Origin of the sequence: Pseudomonas sp. NPDC085632 (genome assembly GCF_044541255.1) — a bacterium.
Classification (GTDB): Bacteria; Pseudomonadota; Gammaproteobacteria; order Pseudomonadales; family Pseudomonadaceae; genus Aquipseudomonas.
The window spans coordinates 30,945-46,592 of sequence record NZ_JBITSX010000030.1; the positions used below are offsets into that span (position 1 = coordinate 30,945).

Below are 15,648 nucleotides of genomic sequence, written 5' to 3' on the forward strand. Positions count from 1 at the left end.
CTGACAGGCGTTTTGCCCACGTATACGAAAAATTGACATTAAACTAGCACGACCAAAGACAACTTTACACCGTCTGTCTCATTTGGCTTGCGCGAATATGTCGATTGGCCAGCAAGTCGAACGCGGTAAAAAAGTCCTACAGCTCTTAATTACCTTTCCGACACCACGCTGACTCAGGCGTCCACCATCGCCATCGCCTCCTCGACATCCACGGCTACCAGTCGCGAACAACCCGGTTCGTGCATCGTCACGCCCATCAACTGCTCGGCCATTTCCATGGCGATCTTGTTGTGGGTGATATAGATGAACTGCACGGTCTGCGACATCTCTTTGACCAAGCGTGCGTAGCGTCCAACGTTAGCGTCATCCAGCGGCGCGTCAACTTCATCGAGCATGCAGAACGGCGCCGGGTTCAACTTGAAGATGGCAAAAACCAGTGCCAGCGCGGTCAGGGCTTTTTCCCCACCGGAGAGCAAATGGATGGTGCTGTTCTTCTTCCCTGGCGGCTGCGCCATGATCGTTACCCCTGTATCGAGTAGATCTTCGCCCGTCAGTTCCAAATACGCCCGTCCGCCACCGAAAACTTTTGGAAAAAGTGCCTGTAAACCACCATTGATCTGATCAAAGGTATCTTTGAAGCGATTGCGAGTTTCCTTGTCGATCTTGCGGATTACGTTCTCAAGGGTCTCCAGCGCTTCGACCAGATCGGCATCCTGCGCATCCAGATAACGCTTACGCTCGGACTGTTGCGTGTATTCGTCGATGGCCGCGAGGTTGATCGCACCCAGACGCTGAATGCGCGCATTGATGCGTTCGAGTTCTTCTTCGGCTTCGCGTTCACTGGCTTGCGCAGTTAATGTCGCGAGCACGCCGTTTAGATCGTAGCCGTCTTCGAGCAATTGATCCTGTAGAGCCTTGCGCCGCACCGTCAGTGCTTGCCATTCCATGCGCTGCTGCTCGAGCTGACCGCGAATAAGCTGCGATTGCTGCTCGGCCTGGGTCCGGCGTTTTTCCGCGTCGCGCAATTCGCGGTCGGCATCTTCGAGAGCGATCTGCGCAGTCTTGAGTTCTTCGTCGACGGTCATGCGCTTGTCGAGCAGCTCTTCGAGTTTCAGGCGCAGCTCTTCCAGCGGTGCCTCGCCCTCCTCCAGGTTCAGACTCAACTGTTCGCGTTTTTCGGTCAGGCGCTCGGCCTGCATTTCCAGACGCTCCAGGGCCTGGCGCGTGGAGTCGTGCTGCGCGCGCAACGAGCCGAGGCGCACGGCCAATTGATGGGCGTGATCCTTGTGCTGCCGCGCTTCCTGACGCACACGGTCGAGGCGTTCGCGCAGGCTGTCGCGCTGGGCCAGCAGCAACTCGCGCTGCTCGGTGTCCAGCGCCATGGCATCCAGCGCGTCCTGCAATTGCATGCGCGCTTCGCCGATCTGTTCGTGCTCGAGTTCGCGTTGCTCGCCGAGTTCGACCAGCTCTTCATCGAGACGGGTACGACGCAGAGTCAGCTGTTCGGCCTTGGCTTTGCCAGCGGACAACTGCGCTTTCAGTTCGCCTTGCTGACGCGCTTCGTCTTGCAGCAAACGACGCAGATGTTCGCGGCCGTTTTCCTGCTGACGCTGTTGCGCACGCAGGGTTTGCAGACGGGCTTCCATGGCCTCGACCGTGGCTTCTTTCTCTTCGCGCTCAAGGTGCAGCGCTTCGATTTCCTGACCACGGGCGAGCATGCCGCTCTCCGCTTCGCTGGCACGACGCACGCGTAGGAAATGCCGGCCGACCCAGTAACCGTCGCGACTGATCAGACTCTCACCGGCGCTCAACTGACCGCGCAAGGCCAAGGCCTGTTCAAGGCTATCGACCGGTTTGACCTGACCGAGCCACGGCGACAGATCGATCTGCGCGTCGACCTTGTCCAGCAAGCTGCCGGCGACGCGCACGCCATCGCTGGCGGGGCTGAGCAGGCGCAAATCGCCCTGAGTGAACCCGGATAAATCGAAGCCGCTGAAATCGTCGACCAGCACCGCTTGCAGATCGGCACCGAGCACGGTTTCCACCGCCAGCTCCCAACCGGCCTCGACCTTCAGGCCTTCGGCCAGACGCGGGCGCTCGGCGAGGTGGTGTTCCTTCAGCCATTCGGCGGTGCCGGTGCCTGGGTCGAGCGCGGCTTGCTGCAAGGCTTCGAGAGACGCGAGGCGACCGTTGAGGCGCTGCAAATCGCCCTGCGCCTGTTGCTGCGCGGTCAGCGCTTGCTGCAATTCCTGGCGCAGTTGTTCAAGCTTTTCGACCTGCGCTTCTTCGCTGGTCTGCAAATCTTCAAGCGTCGCTTCGGACTCGGCGAGCTGCTCGTTGAGTTCCATGATCGCCGCGTCTTCCGGGTCAGCCGAGAGCAACGCGCGCTCTTCGCCGAGGCGCTTTTGCCGGTCAGCGAGGCGCTCCATGCTGGTTTCCAGCTGCTGAATGCGCGACTGCTGCACTTCGGCCTGACGGCGCGGTTCGGCGGCGGTCAGGTTGAAGGCGTCCCACTGTTCCTGCCAGCCGTGCATGACCGATTCAGAATCTTCCAGCGCCGCAGCGGCCTCTTCGGCAGCAGCGCTGGTGACTTCCTGCTCGGGGGTGAGCATGTCCAGCTCTTCGCCGAGGGTCAGCAGCAAGGTGCGGTCGTGACCCAGGTGCGATTCGGTTTCCAGACGCGCGCGTTCGGCTTCTTTCAGATCGTCCTGCAACTGCCGCAGACGTTGCTGGCCATGCTGGATACTTTGCTCGACCCGGGCGATGTCGCCGCCGACCGAATAGAAGCGCCCCTGCACCAGATTGAAGCGTTCGGACAGGTCATGGTGACCGTCACGCAGGCGTTCGATGGCCGCGTCAGCATTACGCTGCTCGGCGACCAGCGCTTCGAAACTGATTTCCTGGGTGCCGATGATCGACTCGCGCTGACCGACCTGATCATTCAGATCCTGCCAGCGCAGGGCCGACAGTTGCGCCTTGAGCTGACGCTCCTCGGCTTTGAATTCCTGGTACTTCTTCGCCGCTTCGGCCTGGCGGTGCAGGCGTTCCAGCTGACGCTCGAGTTCGTCGCGCAGGTCAGTCAGACGCGCGAGGTTTTCGTGGGTGCGGCGGATACGGTTTTCGGTCTCGCGACGGCGCTCTTTATATTTCGAGATGCCCGCTGCTTCTTCGATGAAGTTGCGCAGGTCTTCCGGCTTGGATTCGATCAGCTTGGAGATCATCCCCTGTTCGATGATCGAATAGCTGCGCGGACCGAGACCGGTGCCGAGGAAAATATCGGTGATGTCGCGACGACGGCATTTGGTGCCGTTGAGGTAATAGGTGGTCTGGCTGTCGCGGGTGACTTTACGGCGAATCGAGATTTCCGCGTAGGCCGCGTATTCACCGAGCAAGGTGCCGTCGGAGTTGTCGAAAACCAGCTCGATACTCGCTTGGCTCACCGGTTTGCGGCTGGTCGAACCGTTGAAGATGACGTCGGTCATCGATTCGCCACGGAGGTTCTTCGCCGAACTTTCGCCCATCACCCAGCGTACGGCATCGATGATGTTCGACTTGCCGCAACCATTCGGCCCGACGACCGCCGCCATGTTACTGGGGAAGTTCACCGTGGTCGGGTCGACGAAGGATTTGAATCCCGCCAGTTTGATGCACTTGAGCCGCACGCTTAGGCAACCGTCAGCGCGGACACCACCAGATCGCAACTGCGCTGGGCGTAAGCCGTCAGCACGATGCGGATCTGCGGCAAATCACGGGCGAGCACGGCGGCCAACAGGCGTTCGAACAGTTCGAGGAACTCGCTCATTGAAGCCTTGCGCTGTTCAAGGGCGAGGAAGTAGGCGCGGCTCATCGCCGGTTGCAGGTTCTCGACCGTTTCTTGCAGGTACGGGTTGTTGGCGAACGGATAGGCAGCGCGCATCACGCTGAAGCTGTCGTCGACAAAGCTGCGGATGTCCTGACGCTCGTAGCTGGCGGTCAGGCGCTGCTGGATCTGCACGAACGGCGCCATGTCCGACTGCACTTGCCAGCCATTGGCCACCGAGTTGCCGAGCAGGATGTACAACTCGCTCATCAGCGTGCACAGGCTCTGCACCTTGTGCGGCGTCAGCTCGGTGACGTGCGCGCCACGACGCGGCAGGATCGCGATCAGGTGGCGGCGCTCAAGGATCAGCAAGGCTTCGCGGACCGAACCGCGGCTGACGTTCAGCGCCAGCGTGACCTTCTGTTCCTGGATGCGCTCTCCTGGCTTCATTTCGCCGCGAATGATGCGTTCGGCGAGGTGGTGAGCGATTTGCTCGGCGAGGCTGTCCGGCGCCTTGAACGTCATGGTTGTCCTTCAAACTCTATCGATCTGCACAAGCGGCGCAGTGTAGCGCAAATGCACGGTCATGGCGGAGTGCCCACTCAGCGGTTTTTGGCACGATTCCCGCAGTTTTCTTTAGAAAACCAAACAAAAAACCAGGTCGACCGATGAGGGTCAATACTGAATAGACACGTTGTTGATCGACGAAATGGATTTTCCTGACCTTTAAGTCAGAAAACCATTGACCGAAAAGTCAGACCTGCTAAATTCGGCTCAAGTCGGTTAACAACAATAATGAGTCTGCGAGGCCTTCCGTGATCCAGTTTTTACTTAACCAGGAACTCCGTAGCGAGCACGCCCTGGACCCGAATCTGACTGTGCTCAATTACCTGCGTGAACACGTGGGTAAATCCGGCACCAAAGAAGGTTGCGCCAGCGGTGACTGCGGCGCCTGCACCGTAGTGGTCGGCGAGTTGCAAACGGATGACGATGGCCGCGAACACATTCGCTATCGCAGCCTCAACTCGTGCCTGACCTTTGTCTCGTCGCTGCACGGCAAACAATTGATCAGCGTCGAAGACCTCAAGCACAAAGGTGAACTGCACAGCGTGCAGAAAGCCATGGTCGAGTGCCACGGCTCGCAGTGCGGTTTCTGCACCCCCGGTTTCGTCATGTCGCTGTTCGCCCTGCAAAAGAACAGCGATGCACCCGATCACGCCAAAGCCCACGAAGCGCTGGCCGGCAACCTCTGCCGCTGCACTGGCTACCGGCCGATTCTGGCGGCTGCCGAACAATCCTGCTGCGGCAAGCAACCGGATCAGTTCGATGCCCGCGAAGCGGAGACCATTGCTCGTCTGAAAGCTATCGCTCCGACCGATATCGGCGAACTGAACAGTGGCGACAAGCGCTGTCTGGTGCCGCTGACGGTCGCCGATCTGGCCGATCTCTACGACGCTTACCCACAAGCGCGCCTGCTCGCCGGCGGTACCGATCTGGCGCTGGAAGTCACTCAGTTTCACCGCACTTTGCCGGTGATGATCTACGTCGGCAACGTCGCGGAAATGAAGCGCATCGACACCTTCGATGACCGCATCGAAATCGGCGCCGCCACCGCCCTCTCCGACTGCTACGAAGCGCTGAACGCCGAGTACCCGGACTTCGGCGAACTGCTGCACCGTTTCGCCTCGCTGCAAATCCGCAACCAGGGCACCCTCGGCGGCAACATCGGCAACGCCTCGCCGATCGGTGACTCGCCCCCGCTGCTGATCGCCCTCGGCGCGCAAGTAGTGCTGTGCAAAGGCGAAACCCGCCGCACCCTGAACCTCGACGATTACTTCATCGATTACAAAGTCACGGCCCGCCAGGAAAGTGAATTCATCGAGAAGATCATCGTCCCGCGCGCCAGCGCCGAGCAGTTGTTCCGCGCCTACAAAGTCTCCAAGCGTCTGGACGACGACATCTCCGCCGTCTGCGCCGCGTTCAACCTGCGCGTCGAAAACGGCGTGATCACCGATGCGCGCATGGCCTTCGGTGGTATGGCCGCAATCCCGAAACGCGCTGCTAACTGCGAAGCCGCGCTGATCGGTGCGCCGTTCAACAACACCGTGATCGAACGCGCCTGCGCCGCACTGGCGGAAGATTTCACCCCGCTCTCGGACTTCCGCGCCAGCAAGGAATATCGCCTGCTCAGCGCGCAGAACCTGCTGCGCAAATACTTCATCGAACTGCAAACACCGCACATCGAGACTCGGGTGACCGCTTATGTCTAACCATCACGGCGTAGAGAAAACTCAAGCTGAACTGGCTGAATTGTTCGCCAAGGATCTGACCTCCGGTGTCGGCCGCAGCGTCAAGCACGACAGCGCCGCCAAACATGTGTCCGGTGAAGCGCAGTACATCGATGACCGCTTGGAATTTCCCAACCAGTTGCACTTGTATGCACGCATGTCGGACCGCGCCCACGCGAAAATCATCAGCATCGACACTTCGCCGTGCTACGCCTTCGAAGGCGTGCGCATCGCCATCACCCACGAAGACGTGCCGGGCCTGAAAGACATCGGCCCGCTGATGCCGGGCGACCCGCTGCTGGCCATCGATGACGTGCAGTTCGTTGGTCAACCGGTGCTCGCCGTTGCGGCGAAAGATCTGGAAACCGCGCGCAAAGCGGCCATGGCCGCGATCATCGAATACGAAGACCTCGAGCCAGTGCTGGACGTGGTCGAAGCGCTGCGCAAACGCCACTTCGTGCTCGACAGCCACACCCATCAGCGCGGCGATTCAGTCTCCGCACTGGCGACCGCTGAACACCGCATTCAAGGCACGTTGCACATCGGCGGTCAGGAACACTTCTATCTGGAGACACAAATCTCCTCGGTGATGCCGACCGAAGACGGCGGCATGATCGTCTACTGCTCGACGCAGAACCCGACCGAAGTGCAGAAACTGGTCGCCGAAGTGCTCGACGTGTCGATGAACAAAATCGTCGTCGACATGCGCCGCATGGGCGGTGGTTTCGGCGGCAAGGAAACTCAAGCCGCCAGCCCGGCCTGCCTGTGCGCGGTGGTTGCGCACCTCACCGGCCAGCCGACCAAGATGCGCCTGCCGCGCGTCGAAGACATGCTGATGACCGGCAAGCGTCACCCGTTCTACGTCGAGTACGACGTCGGCTTCGACAGCACCGGGCGCCTGCACGGGATCAACATGGACCTGGCTGGCAATTGCGGCTGCTCGCCGGACTTGTCCGCCTCGATTGTTGACCGGGCGATGTTCCACTCGGACAACTCGTACTACCTCGGCGATGCGACCATCAACGGTCACCGCTGCAAGACCAACACCGCGTCGAACACCGCCTACCGTGGTTTCGGTGGTCCGCAAGGCATGGTCGCAATCGAAGAAGTGATGGACGCGATTGCCCGTCACCTGCAACTCGATCCGCTCGCCGTGCGCAAGGCCAACTACTACGGCAAGACCGAGCGCAACGTCACCCATTACTACCAGACCGTCGAGCACAACATGCTCGAAGAGATGACCGCCGAACTGGAAGAAAGCAGCCAGTATCACGAGCGCCGCGAAGCGATCCGTCGCTACAACGCCAACAGTCCGATCCTGAAAAAAGGCCTGGCGCTGACCCCGGTGAAATTCGGTATTTCCTTCACCGCGAGCTTCTTGAACCAGGCAGGCGCCTTGATCCACATCTACACCGACGGCAGCATCCATCTGAACCACGGCGGCACGGAAATGGGTCAGGGCCTGAACACCAAAGTCGCGCAAGTCGTGGCTGAAGTTTTCCAGGTGGAAATGGATCGCGTGCAGATCACCGCGACCAACACCGACAAGGTGCCGAACACCTCGCCGACAGCGGCCTCCAGCGGCGCTGACCTGAACGGTAAAGCGGCGCAGAACGCGGCAGAAATCATCAAGAAACGTCTGGTCGAATTCGCTGCGCGTCACTTCAAAGTCACTGAAGAAGACGTTGAATTCCACAACGGCCACGTGCGAGTTCGTGACCATATTCTGACTTTCGAAGCACTGATCCAGCAGGCATATTTCAATCAGGTCTCGCTGTCGAGCACCGGGTTCTACAAGACCCCGAAAATCTACTACGACCGCAGCCAGGCGCGTGGTCGTCCGTTCTACTACTTCGCCTTCGGTGCGGCGTGCTGCGAAGTGATCGTCGATACCCTGACCGGCGAGTACAAGATGCTGCGTACCGACATTCTTCACGACGTCGGCGCCTCGCTGAACCCGTCCATCGACATCGGTCAGGTCGAGGGTGGCTTCATCCAGGGCATGGGCTGGCTGACCATGGAAGAGCTGGTCTGGAACAACAAAGGCAAGCTGATGACCAACGGCCCGGCCAGCTACAAGATCCCGGCCGTGGCGGACATGCCGCTCGACCTGCGGGTGAAACTGGTGGAAAACCGCAAGAACCCGGAAGACACGGTGTTCCATTCGAAGGCTGTCGGCGAGCCGCCGTTCATGCTCGGGATTGCTTCGTGGTGTGCGATCAAGGATGCGGTGGCGAGCCTCGGTGACTACAAGCATCAGCCGCAGATCGATGCGCCAGCGACGCCGGAGCGGGTGTTGTGGGGCTGTGAGCAGATGCGTCAGTTGAAAGCGGTGAAAGCCGTTGAAGCTGAAACCGAGGTTGTTTGATGATCGTTCCCACGCTCTGCGTGGGAATGCAGCCCGCGACGCTCTGCGTCGCATCCTGAACAGCGGACGCGGAGCGTCCAGTGATGCATTCCCACGCAGAGCGTGGGAACGATCTGAGAGGTGTGTATGTACAACTGGATCGACGCCCTCGCCGACCTGCAGAACCAGGGCGAACCCTGTGTGCTGGTGACGATCATCGAAGAACTCGGCTCGACGCCACGCAACGCCGGCTCGAAAATGGTCATCAGCGCCAACCAGAGTTTCGACACCATCGGTGGCGGGCATCTGGAATACAAAGCCATGCAGATCGCCCGCGAGATGCTCGCCAGCGGCAAGCAGGACACTCATCTGGAGCGCTTCAGCCTCGGCGCCAGCCTGGGCCAGTGCTGCGGCGGCGCCACCGTGTTGCTGTTCGAACCGATGGGCCAGGTGCAGGCGCAGATTGCCGTGTTCGGCGCCGGTCACGTTGGTCGTGCCCTCGTGCCATTGCTCGCCAGTCTGCCCTGCCGGGTGCGCTGGATCGATTCGCGTGATGCCGAATTCCCCGAACAGATCCCCCACGGCGTGCGTAAAATCGTCGCCGAAGAGCCTGTGGATGAAATCGATGAACTGCCCGCTGGCAGTTACTGCATCGTCATGACCCACAACCATCAGCTCGACCTTGAACTCACTGCCGCGATTCTCAAGCGCAACGACTTCGCCTACTTCGGCCTGATTGGTTCAAAGACCAAACGCGCCAAATTCGAACACCGTTTGCGTGATCGCGGCTTCGACAGCGGCGTCGTGCAACGCATGCGCTGCCCGATGGGCATCGGCGAAGTCAAAGGCAAACTGCCTGTGGAAATCGCCATCTCCATCGCCGGCGAAATCATCGCCACCTATAACGCCAACTTCGGCCAGCAGACTGCCAGCGCCGAACCGATTGCCAAACTGCTGCCGGTTTCGCGGCGCAGTCAGGCCGCCAAACTCAAAGCCTCAAACTGATTAGAGAACCCTCATGCCTCTGACTCGCAAAGCCTACCGCGCCGCCATCCTGCACAGCATCGCCGACCCTGCCGAAGTCGGGATCGAAGCCTCCTACGAATATTTCGAGGATGGCCTGCTGGTGGTCGATGGCGGCAAGATCAGCGCCCTTGGCCACGCCAGTGATTTGCTGCCGACACTGCCGGCGGACATCGAAATCGAGCACTACCAGGACGCGCTGATTACCCCGGGCTTCATCGACACCCACATTCACCTGCCGCAAACCGGCATGGTCGGTGCCTACGGCGAGCAACTGCTCGACTGGCTCAACACCTACACCTTCCCGTGTGAAAGCCAGTTCGGCGACAAGGCCCACGCTGATGATGTCGCCGACATCTTCATCAAGGAACTGCTGCGCAACGGCACCACCACCGCGCTGGTGTTCGGCAGTGTGCACCCGCAGTCGGTGAACTCATTCTTCGAGGCGGCCGAGAAACTTGACCTGCGGATGATCGCCGGCAAGGTGATGATGGACCGCAACGCGCCGGACTACCTGACCGACACCGCTGAATCGAGCTACGTCGAAAGCAAGGCGCTGATCGAGCGCTGGCACGGCAAGGGTCGTCTGCATTACGCAGTGACCCCGCGTTTCGCACCGACCAGCACCCCGGAGCAATTGACCCTCGCCGGCCAATTGCTGACCGAGTATCCGGATCTGTACATGCAGACCCACATCAGCGAAAACCTCAAGGAAATCGAGTGGGTCAAGGAACTGTTCCCGGAGCGCAAAGGCTACCTCGACGTTTACGATCACTACAAACTGCTCGGCGAGCGTTCGGTGTTTGCCCACGGTGTGCATCTGTGCGACGACGAATGCGCGCGTCTGGCGGAAACCGGCTCGGCGATCTCGTTCTGCCCGACCTCGAACTTCTTCTTGGGTAGCGGTTTGTTCAATCTGCCGATGGCCGAGAAGCACAAACTTAATGTCGGTCTGGGCACCGACGTCGGCGGCGGTACCAGTTTCTCGCTGCTGCAGACGCTGAACGAAGCGTACAAAGTGATGCAGTTGCAAGGTGCGCGACTGAGTCCGTTCAAGTCGCTGTACCTGGCAACCTTGGGAGGCGCGCGGGCGCTGCGTCTGGAAGACAAGATCGGCAACCTGCAACCGGGCTCCGACGCTGACTTCCTGGTGCTGGATTACAACGCTACGCCGCTGCTGAGCTATCGCTTGAAGCAGGCCAACAACATTGCCGAGACGTTGTTTGTGTTGATGACGCTGGGTGATGACCGCACGGTGCAGCAGACGTATGCGGCGGGTGCTTTGGTGCATCAGCGCTGAGTTTTTCCCAAGGCAAAAAAATCCCCCGGCACTTTTCAGTCCGGGGGATTTTTATTGCCTGTCAGCTTGCTATCGCTGGCAAGCCAGCTCCCACAGGGATTTGTGGGGCTTACCAAATCTGCGATACACCGAGAAACCTGTGGGAGCTGGCTTGCCAGCGATTGAGGCGACTCGGTCTGACTTATAGCTTGGCGCTCGGGCGCCCAGGCTTCTTGGTCTGCAACAAATGCGAGAACACCGCATGCAGATCATCCGACGCGCCTTCCTCGTCGAGGTTGAGCTTGCTGTCGATGTGATCCATGTGATGCATCATCAAATTCACCGCCAACTCACCGTCACGTTTCTCGATCGCGTCGATCAACTGGGTATGTTCGTCGTACGAGCAGTGCGAACGGTTGCCGCTTTCATACTGGGCAATGATCAGCGACGTCTGCGAAACCAGGCTGCGCTGGAAGCTGATCAACGGAGCGTTCATCGCCGCTTCCGCCAGTTTCAGGTGGAATTCGCCCGACAGACGAATACCGGCGCCGCGATCACCGCGCGAGAAGCTGTCGCGCTCATCGTTGACCATCTGCCGCAGCTCGGCGATCTGCTCGGCGGTGGCGTGTTGCACCGCCAGCTCAGTGATCGCGCGCTCGACCAGACGACGGGCGAGGAACACCTGACGCGCCTCCTCGACACTCGGGCTGGCGACGACGGCGCCACGATTCGGCCGCAACAGCACCACGCCTTCATGGGCCAGACGCGACAGCGCGCGGCGAATGATGGTGCGGCTGACCCCAAAGATTTCCCCCAGCGCTTCTTCGCTCAATTTTGTGCCGGGCGCCAGACGCTGTTCGAGGATGGCCTCGAAGATATGCGCGTAGACAATATCGTCCTGGGTTCCGCTGCGGCCGGCTTTGCCTGCTCGCGGTTGTTTCTTGAGGGGTTGCAACTGTTCGTTCATGGGCACTCGAGTCGGGAGAACTGCGGCGAATAGACCGTGACTGTAATACGGCACAGTAGGTCGCTGGCAAGTATCGCGTAAAAAACAGCGCGATTGTACACAATGAAAGGTGGCAACACGACTGTACGGCTGTTTGTGACTTCGGCTGTATTGCAACGATCCGTTACGTTTGAGTTTAGGCTTGATCGCAGAATCCGCCGCCAGAACACCACCTCCCCTGTAGGAGCTGCCGAAGGCTGCGATCTTTTGACTTTGATTTTAAGAAGCAAGATCAACAGATCGCCGCCTTCGGCAGCTCATACAAGGGTTTGCGTCATGGCGGACATCTTCATTGGTATAAGGAACACCGCCGTCATGAACGACGCCACGCACACTCAACTGCGCCCACTGGCAGACACCTCGCCTTCAGCCATCGTCGCCGGGTTCATCGCGATGATGACCGGTTACACCAGCTCGCTGGTGCTGATGTTCCAGGCCGGGCAAGCGGCAGGCCTGACCAGCGGGCAGATTTCTTCGTGGATCTGGGCGATTTCGATCGGCATGGCGGTGTGCTCGATCGGCCTGTCGCTGCGTTATCGCACGCCGATCACCATCGCCTGGTCGACGCCCGGCGCGGCGTTGCTGATCACCAGTCTGGGTGGTGTCAGTTATGGCGAGGCCATCGGCGCCTACATCACTTGCGCGGTGCTGGTGACGATTTGCGGGCTGACCGGCAGCTTCGAACGGCTGGTAAAAAAGATCCCGGCGTCACTGGCGGCGGCATTGCTGGCGGGAATTCTGTTCAAGATCGGCAGCGAAATCTTCGTCGCCGCGCAGCACCGCACCGGGCTGGTGCTGGGGATGTTCTTCACTTATTTGCTGGTCAAGCGTCTGTCGCCGCGTTATGCCGTGCTCGCCGCGCTGCTGATCGGCACCGCGCTGTCGGGCTTTATGGGGCTGCTGGATTTCAGCGGATTTCATCTGGAACTGGCAACGCCGGTGTGGACGACACCGCACTTCTCGTTCGCCGCGACGATCAGCATTGGCATCCCGCTGTTCGTGGTCGCGATGACTTCGCAGAACATGCCCGGCATCGCTGTACTGCGCGCCGATGGCTACAACGTCCCGGCCTCGCCACTGATCACCACCACCGGTATCGCCTCGCTGTTGCTGGCGCCGTTCGGCTCGCACGGCATCAACCTGGCGGCTATCAGCGCGGCCATCTGCACCGGGCCGCACGCCCATGAAAATCGCAACAAGCGCTACACCGCGGCGGTCTGGTGCGGGATTTTCTACGGGATTGCCGGGGTGTTCGGCGCCACGTTGGCGGCGTTGTTCGCCGCGCTGCCGAAGGAACTGGTGCTGTCGATTGCGGCGCTGGCGCTGTTTGGTTCGATCATCAATGGTTTGAGCATTGCCATGACCGAGGTGAAGGAACGGGAGGCGGCGTTGATTACCTTTATGGTCACGGCGTCGGGGCTGACGTTGTTTTCCATTGGTTCGGCGTTTTGGGGGATTGTCGCGGGAGTTTTGACTTTACTGATTTTGAATTGGCGTAAAGCTTAAGGTCAAAAGCCCCTCACCCTAGCCCTCTCCCGGAGGGAGAGGGGACTGACCGAGGTGTTTGGAAGACATACGCCGACGTGGGATACCGAGTTGAACTCAGGCTTTGAAAAGCCCACAAGTCGGCTCCCTCTCCTTGGGGAGAGGGCTGGGGTGAGGGGTAGACTCACCACAAATCCCAAACCGAAACCTAAACACCCAAACCCCAGACGAAAAAAAACGGCGACCCTCAGGTCGCCGCTTTTTTCAGTATCACTTAGCCGCGTTGATCGGCTTTTCCGGATACCACACGTCCAGCAACGGGCTGACTTCGTACTTGGTCAGCTCGGAGCGGGTTTTCAACCAGGCTTCAACGGCAGCGCGCTGCTCTTCGTTGACCGAGCCACGCTTCTGCAGGCATACCAGACCGAAGTCGTCGCCGCCAACATAACCCAGACCGTTGGCTTCCATGGCTTCTTTGATGAATGCTTCGAGGAAAGCGTCAATGGCTTCTTCGGACAAGTCTTCTTTGAAGTCCAGGTTCAGTTCGAAACCCAGCTCTTGAAATTCATCAACGCACAGTTTTTTGCGCAGACGCTGGGAACGGTTAGTCGCCATTGGAACAATCCTCTTAAGTAAATACGGCGGGCACTTTACCAGTTTAAGCAATCGATTGCCCGCCTCTCTGGACACGGAGGCCGACCGCCTGTAAAAAAATCAACGAATCGCCACCCCGAGGACGGCACAATCGGTTACACCTTGGGGCATAATGCCGACACTTTCGTGACCACTGAGGACCTTTTCATCCATGTCCTCGTCTTTTTTCCCCTCGGCTGTAGGGTTTTATTTCATATGATCAAATCGTTGCGTCCATTGTTTCTCGCCGGCCTTCTTCTGCCTCTGGCCCTGCCTGTTTCTGCTGCCACCATCAATACTTCCCTCACTCCGAACGTCGAAAAAGCCCTCAAGGCGAGCAAATTGCAGCCCAGCGCCCTGTCGCTGGTGATGGTGCCGCTCGACGGGCCGGGCACGCCGACCGTGTTCAACGCCGACGTGTCGGTCAACCCGGCCTCGACCATGAAACTGGTCACCACCTACGCGGCGCTGGAAATGCTCGGCCCGAACCATCAGTGGAAGACCGAGTTCTACACCGACGGTGACCTCAACGGCGGCATCCTCAACGGCAACCTCTACCTCAAGGGTGGTGGCGATCCTAAACTGAACATGGAAAAACTCTGGCTGCTGATGCGCGACCTGCGCGCCAACGGCGTGACCCAAATCACCGGCGACTTGATCCTCGACCGTAACTTCTTTGTGCAGCCGGTGCTGCCGGAATTCAACGATGACGGCAATGACGAGAACAAGCCGTTCCTGGTCAAACCGGATTCGTTGCTGGTCAACCTCAAAGCCCTGCGATTTGTTGCCCGCAACGATAATGGCCGGGTGCTGATCTCGGTTGAGCCGCCAATCGCCAGCGTGCGCATCGAAAACACCGTTAAAGCCCTGCCTTCCAAGCAATGCACCGGCGGCGTGCGCTACAACCCGGTGCCTGAGGCCGATGGCAGCGTGACCGTGACCGTGGCCGGCCAGTTGGGCGAAGGCTGCAGCTCGCAAACCTACCTGTCGCTGCTCGACCACGCGACTTACACCGCCGGGGCCGTGCGCGCAATCTGGAAAGAATTGGGTGGCAGCATTCAGGGCAAGGATCGTCTGGCCTCGACCCCGAGCAACGCCAAACTGCTCGCGCGTGCCTACTCGCCGGACCTGGCGGAAATCATTCGCGACATCAACAAATACAGTAACAACACCATGGCTCAGCAGTTGTTCCTGAGTCTTGGGCAGAAATTCCGCAATGACGCCGACGGCGACGACGCCAAGGCAGCGCAGCGTGTGGTGCGTCAGTGGATGGCGAAGAAAGGTATCACCGCGCCGCACCTGGTGATGGAGAACGGCTCTGGACTGTCGCGCGCCGAACGGGTCAGCGCCCGCGAGATGGCGAGCATGCTGCAAGCCGCCTGGCACAGCCCGTATGCCGCCGAGTACATCAGCTCGCTGCCGATCGCCGGCACCGACGGCACCATGCGCAAGCGCCTGAAAACAACGGCGATGCGCGGTGAGGCGCACGTCAAGACCGGTACTTTGAACACCGTGCGGGCGATTGCCGGTTTCAGCCGTGATGTGAATGGCAATACCTGGGCGGTAGTGGCCATCCTCAACGACAAGGCGCCGTTCGGTGCATCGTCGGTGCTGGATCAGGTGCTGCTGGATCTCTACAAACAGCCGAAACTGCCGCAGACCGCTTCGGTCCTGTAACGCCGTTCAAGCAACACCACAAAACCCTGTGGGAGCTGGCTTGCCAGCGATTGCGGAATGTCAGTCACTGAATATGCTGACTGAAATGACGCTATCGCTGGCAAGCCAGCT

Annotated in this window: 10 protein-coding genes; 6 read left to right on the forward strand and 4 right to left on the reverse strand. The window is 59.7% G+C overall.

Features of this window, described 5'->3' with window-relative positions; all coding sequences use genetic code 11:
• Nucleotides 1-173: 173 nt before the first annotated feature.
• A complete protein-coding gene (smc, locus tag ACIF4X_RS18760) occupies nt 174-3,662 on the reverse strand; it encodes a chromosome segregation protein SMC (RefSeq protein ID WP_397483267.1) in 3,489 nt (1,162 codons plus the stop codon).
• A gap of 2 nt (nt 3,663-3,664) precedes the next feature.
• Nucleotides 3,665-4,324 carry a GntR family transcriptional regulator gene (locus tag ACIF4X_RS18765; RefSeq protein WP_038365421.1) on the reverse strand — a complete coding sequence of 220 codons (660 nt, stop codon included), beginning with the start codon at nt 4,322-4,324 and terminating at the stop codon, nt 3,665-3,667.
• 290 nt (nt 4,325-4,614) lie between these two features.
• Between ACIF4X_RS18765 and xdhA the strand changes: the two genes are divergently transcribed.
• The 4 genes from xdhA to guaD all read left to right on the forward strand — a co-directional run bounded on the left by xdhA (nt 4,615) and on the right by guaD (nt 10,757).
• Complete coding sequence (gene xdhA, locus ACIF4X_RS18770; RefSeq protein ID WP_397483268.1) at nt 4,615-6,069, forward strand: xanthine dehydrogenase small subunit; 1,455 nt, start codon at nt 4,615-4,617, stop codon at nt 6,067-6,069.
• Nucleotides 6,062-8,455, forward strand: a complete 2,394-nt coding sequence (xdhB, locus tag ACIF4X_RS18775; protein ID WP_397483269.1) for a xanthine dehydrogenase molybdopterin binding subunit — start codon at nt 6,062-6,064, stop codon at nt 8,453-8,455. The genes xdhA and xdhB overlap by 8 nt, the downstream gene beginning before the upstream one ends.
• Nucleotides 8,456-8,581: 126 nt before the next feature.
• The gene (gene xdhC, locus ACIF4X_RS18780) at nt 8,582-9,439 is read left to right on the forward strand and encodes a xanthine dehydrogenase accessory protein XdhC (RefSeq protein ID WP_397483270.1); all 858 of its coding nucleotides are present in this window, start codon (nt 8,582-8,584) and stop codon (nt 9,437-9,439) included.
• Between the two features lie 13 nt (nt 9,440-9,452).
• The gene (gene guaD, locus ACIF4X_RS18785; RefSeq protein ID WP_397483271.1) at nt 9,453-10,757 is read left to right on the forward strand and encodes a guanine deaminase; all 1,305 of its coding nucleotides are present in this window, start codon (nt 9,453-9,455) and stop codon (nt 10,755-10,757) included.
• 181 nt (nt 10,758-10,938) lie between these two features.
• Here the strand turns inward: guaD and ACIF4X_RS18790 are convergent, their stop codons facing one another.
• Complete coding sequence (locus tag ACIF4X_RS18790; protein WP_038365431.1) at nt 10,939-11,703, reverse strand: GntR family transcriptional regulator; 765 nt, start codon at nt 11,701-11,703, stop codon at nt 10,939-10,941.
• A gap of 354 nt (nt 11,704-12,057) precedes the next feature.
• Between ACIF4X_RS18790 and ACIF4X_RS18795 the strand changes: the two genes are divergently transcribed.
• Nucleotides 12,058-13,248, forward strand: coding sequence for a benzoate/H(+) symporter BenE family transporter (locus tag ACIF4X_RS18795; RefSeq protein WP_397483272.1), 1,191 nt, complete (start codon nt 12,058-12,060; stop codon nt 13,246-13,248).
• 249 nt (nt 13,249-13,497) lie between these two features.
• Here ACIF4X_RS18795 and ACIF4X_RS18800 read toward each other — a convergent pair whose 3' ends face one another.
• Nucleotides 13,498-13,842, reverse strand: coding sequence for a YggL family protein (locus tag ACIF4X_RS18800; RefSeq protein WP_007916365.1), 345 nt, complete (start codon nt 13,840-13,842; stop codon nt 13,498-13,500).
• A 234-nt stretch (nt 13,843-14,076) separates the two neighbouring features.
• On the opposite strand from ACIF4X_RS18800, the gene dacB reads away from it, so the two are divergent.
• Nucleotides 14,077-15,537: a D-alanyl-D-alanine carboxypeptidase/D-alanyl-D-alanine-endopeptidase gene (dacB, locus tag ACIF4X_RS18805; RefSeq protein WP_397483273.1), complete on the forward strand. Its 1,461-nt coding sequence runs from the start codon at nt 14,077-14,079 to the stop codon at nt 15,535-15,537.
• Nucleotides 15,538-15,648 lie beyond the last annotated feature (111 nt).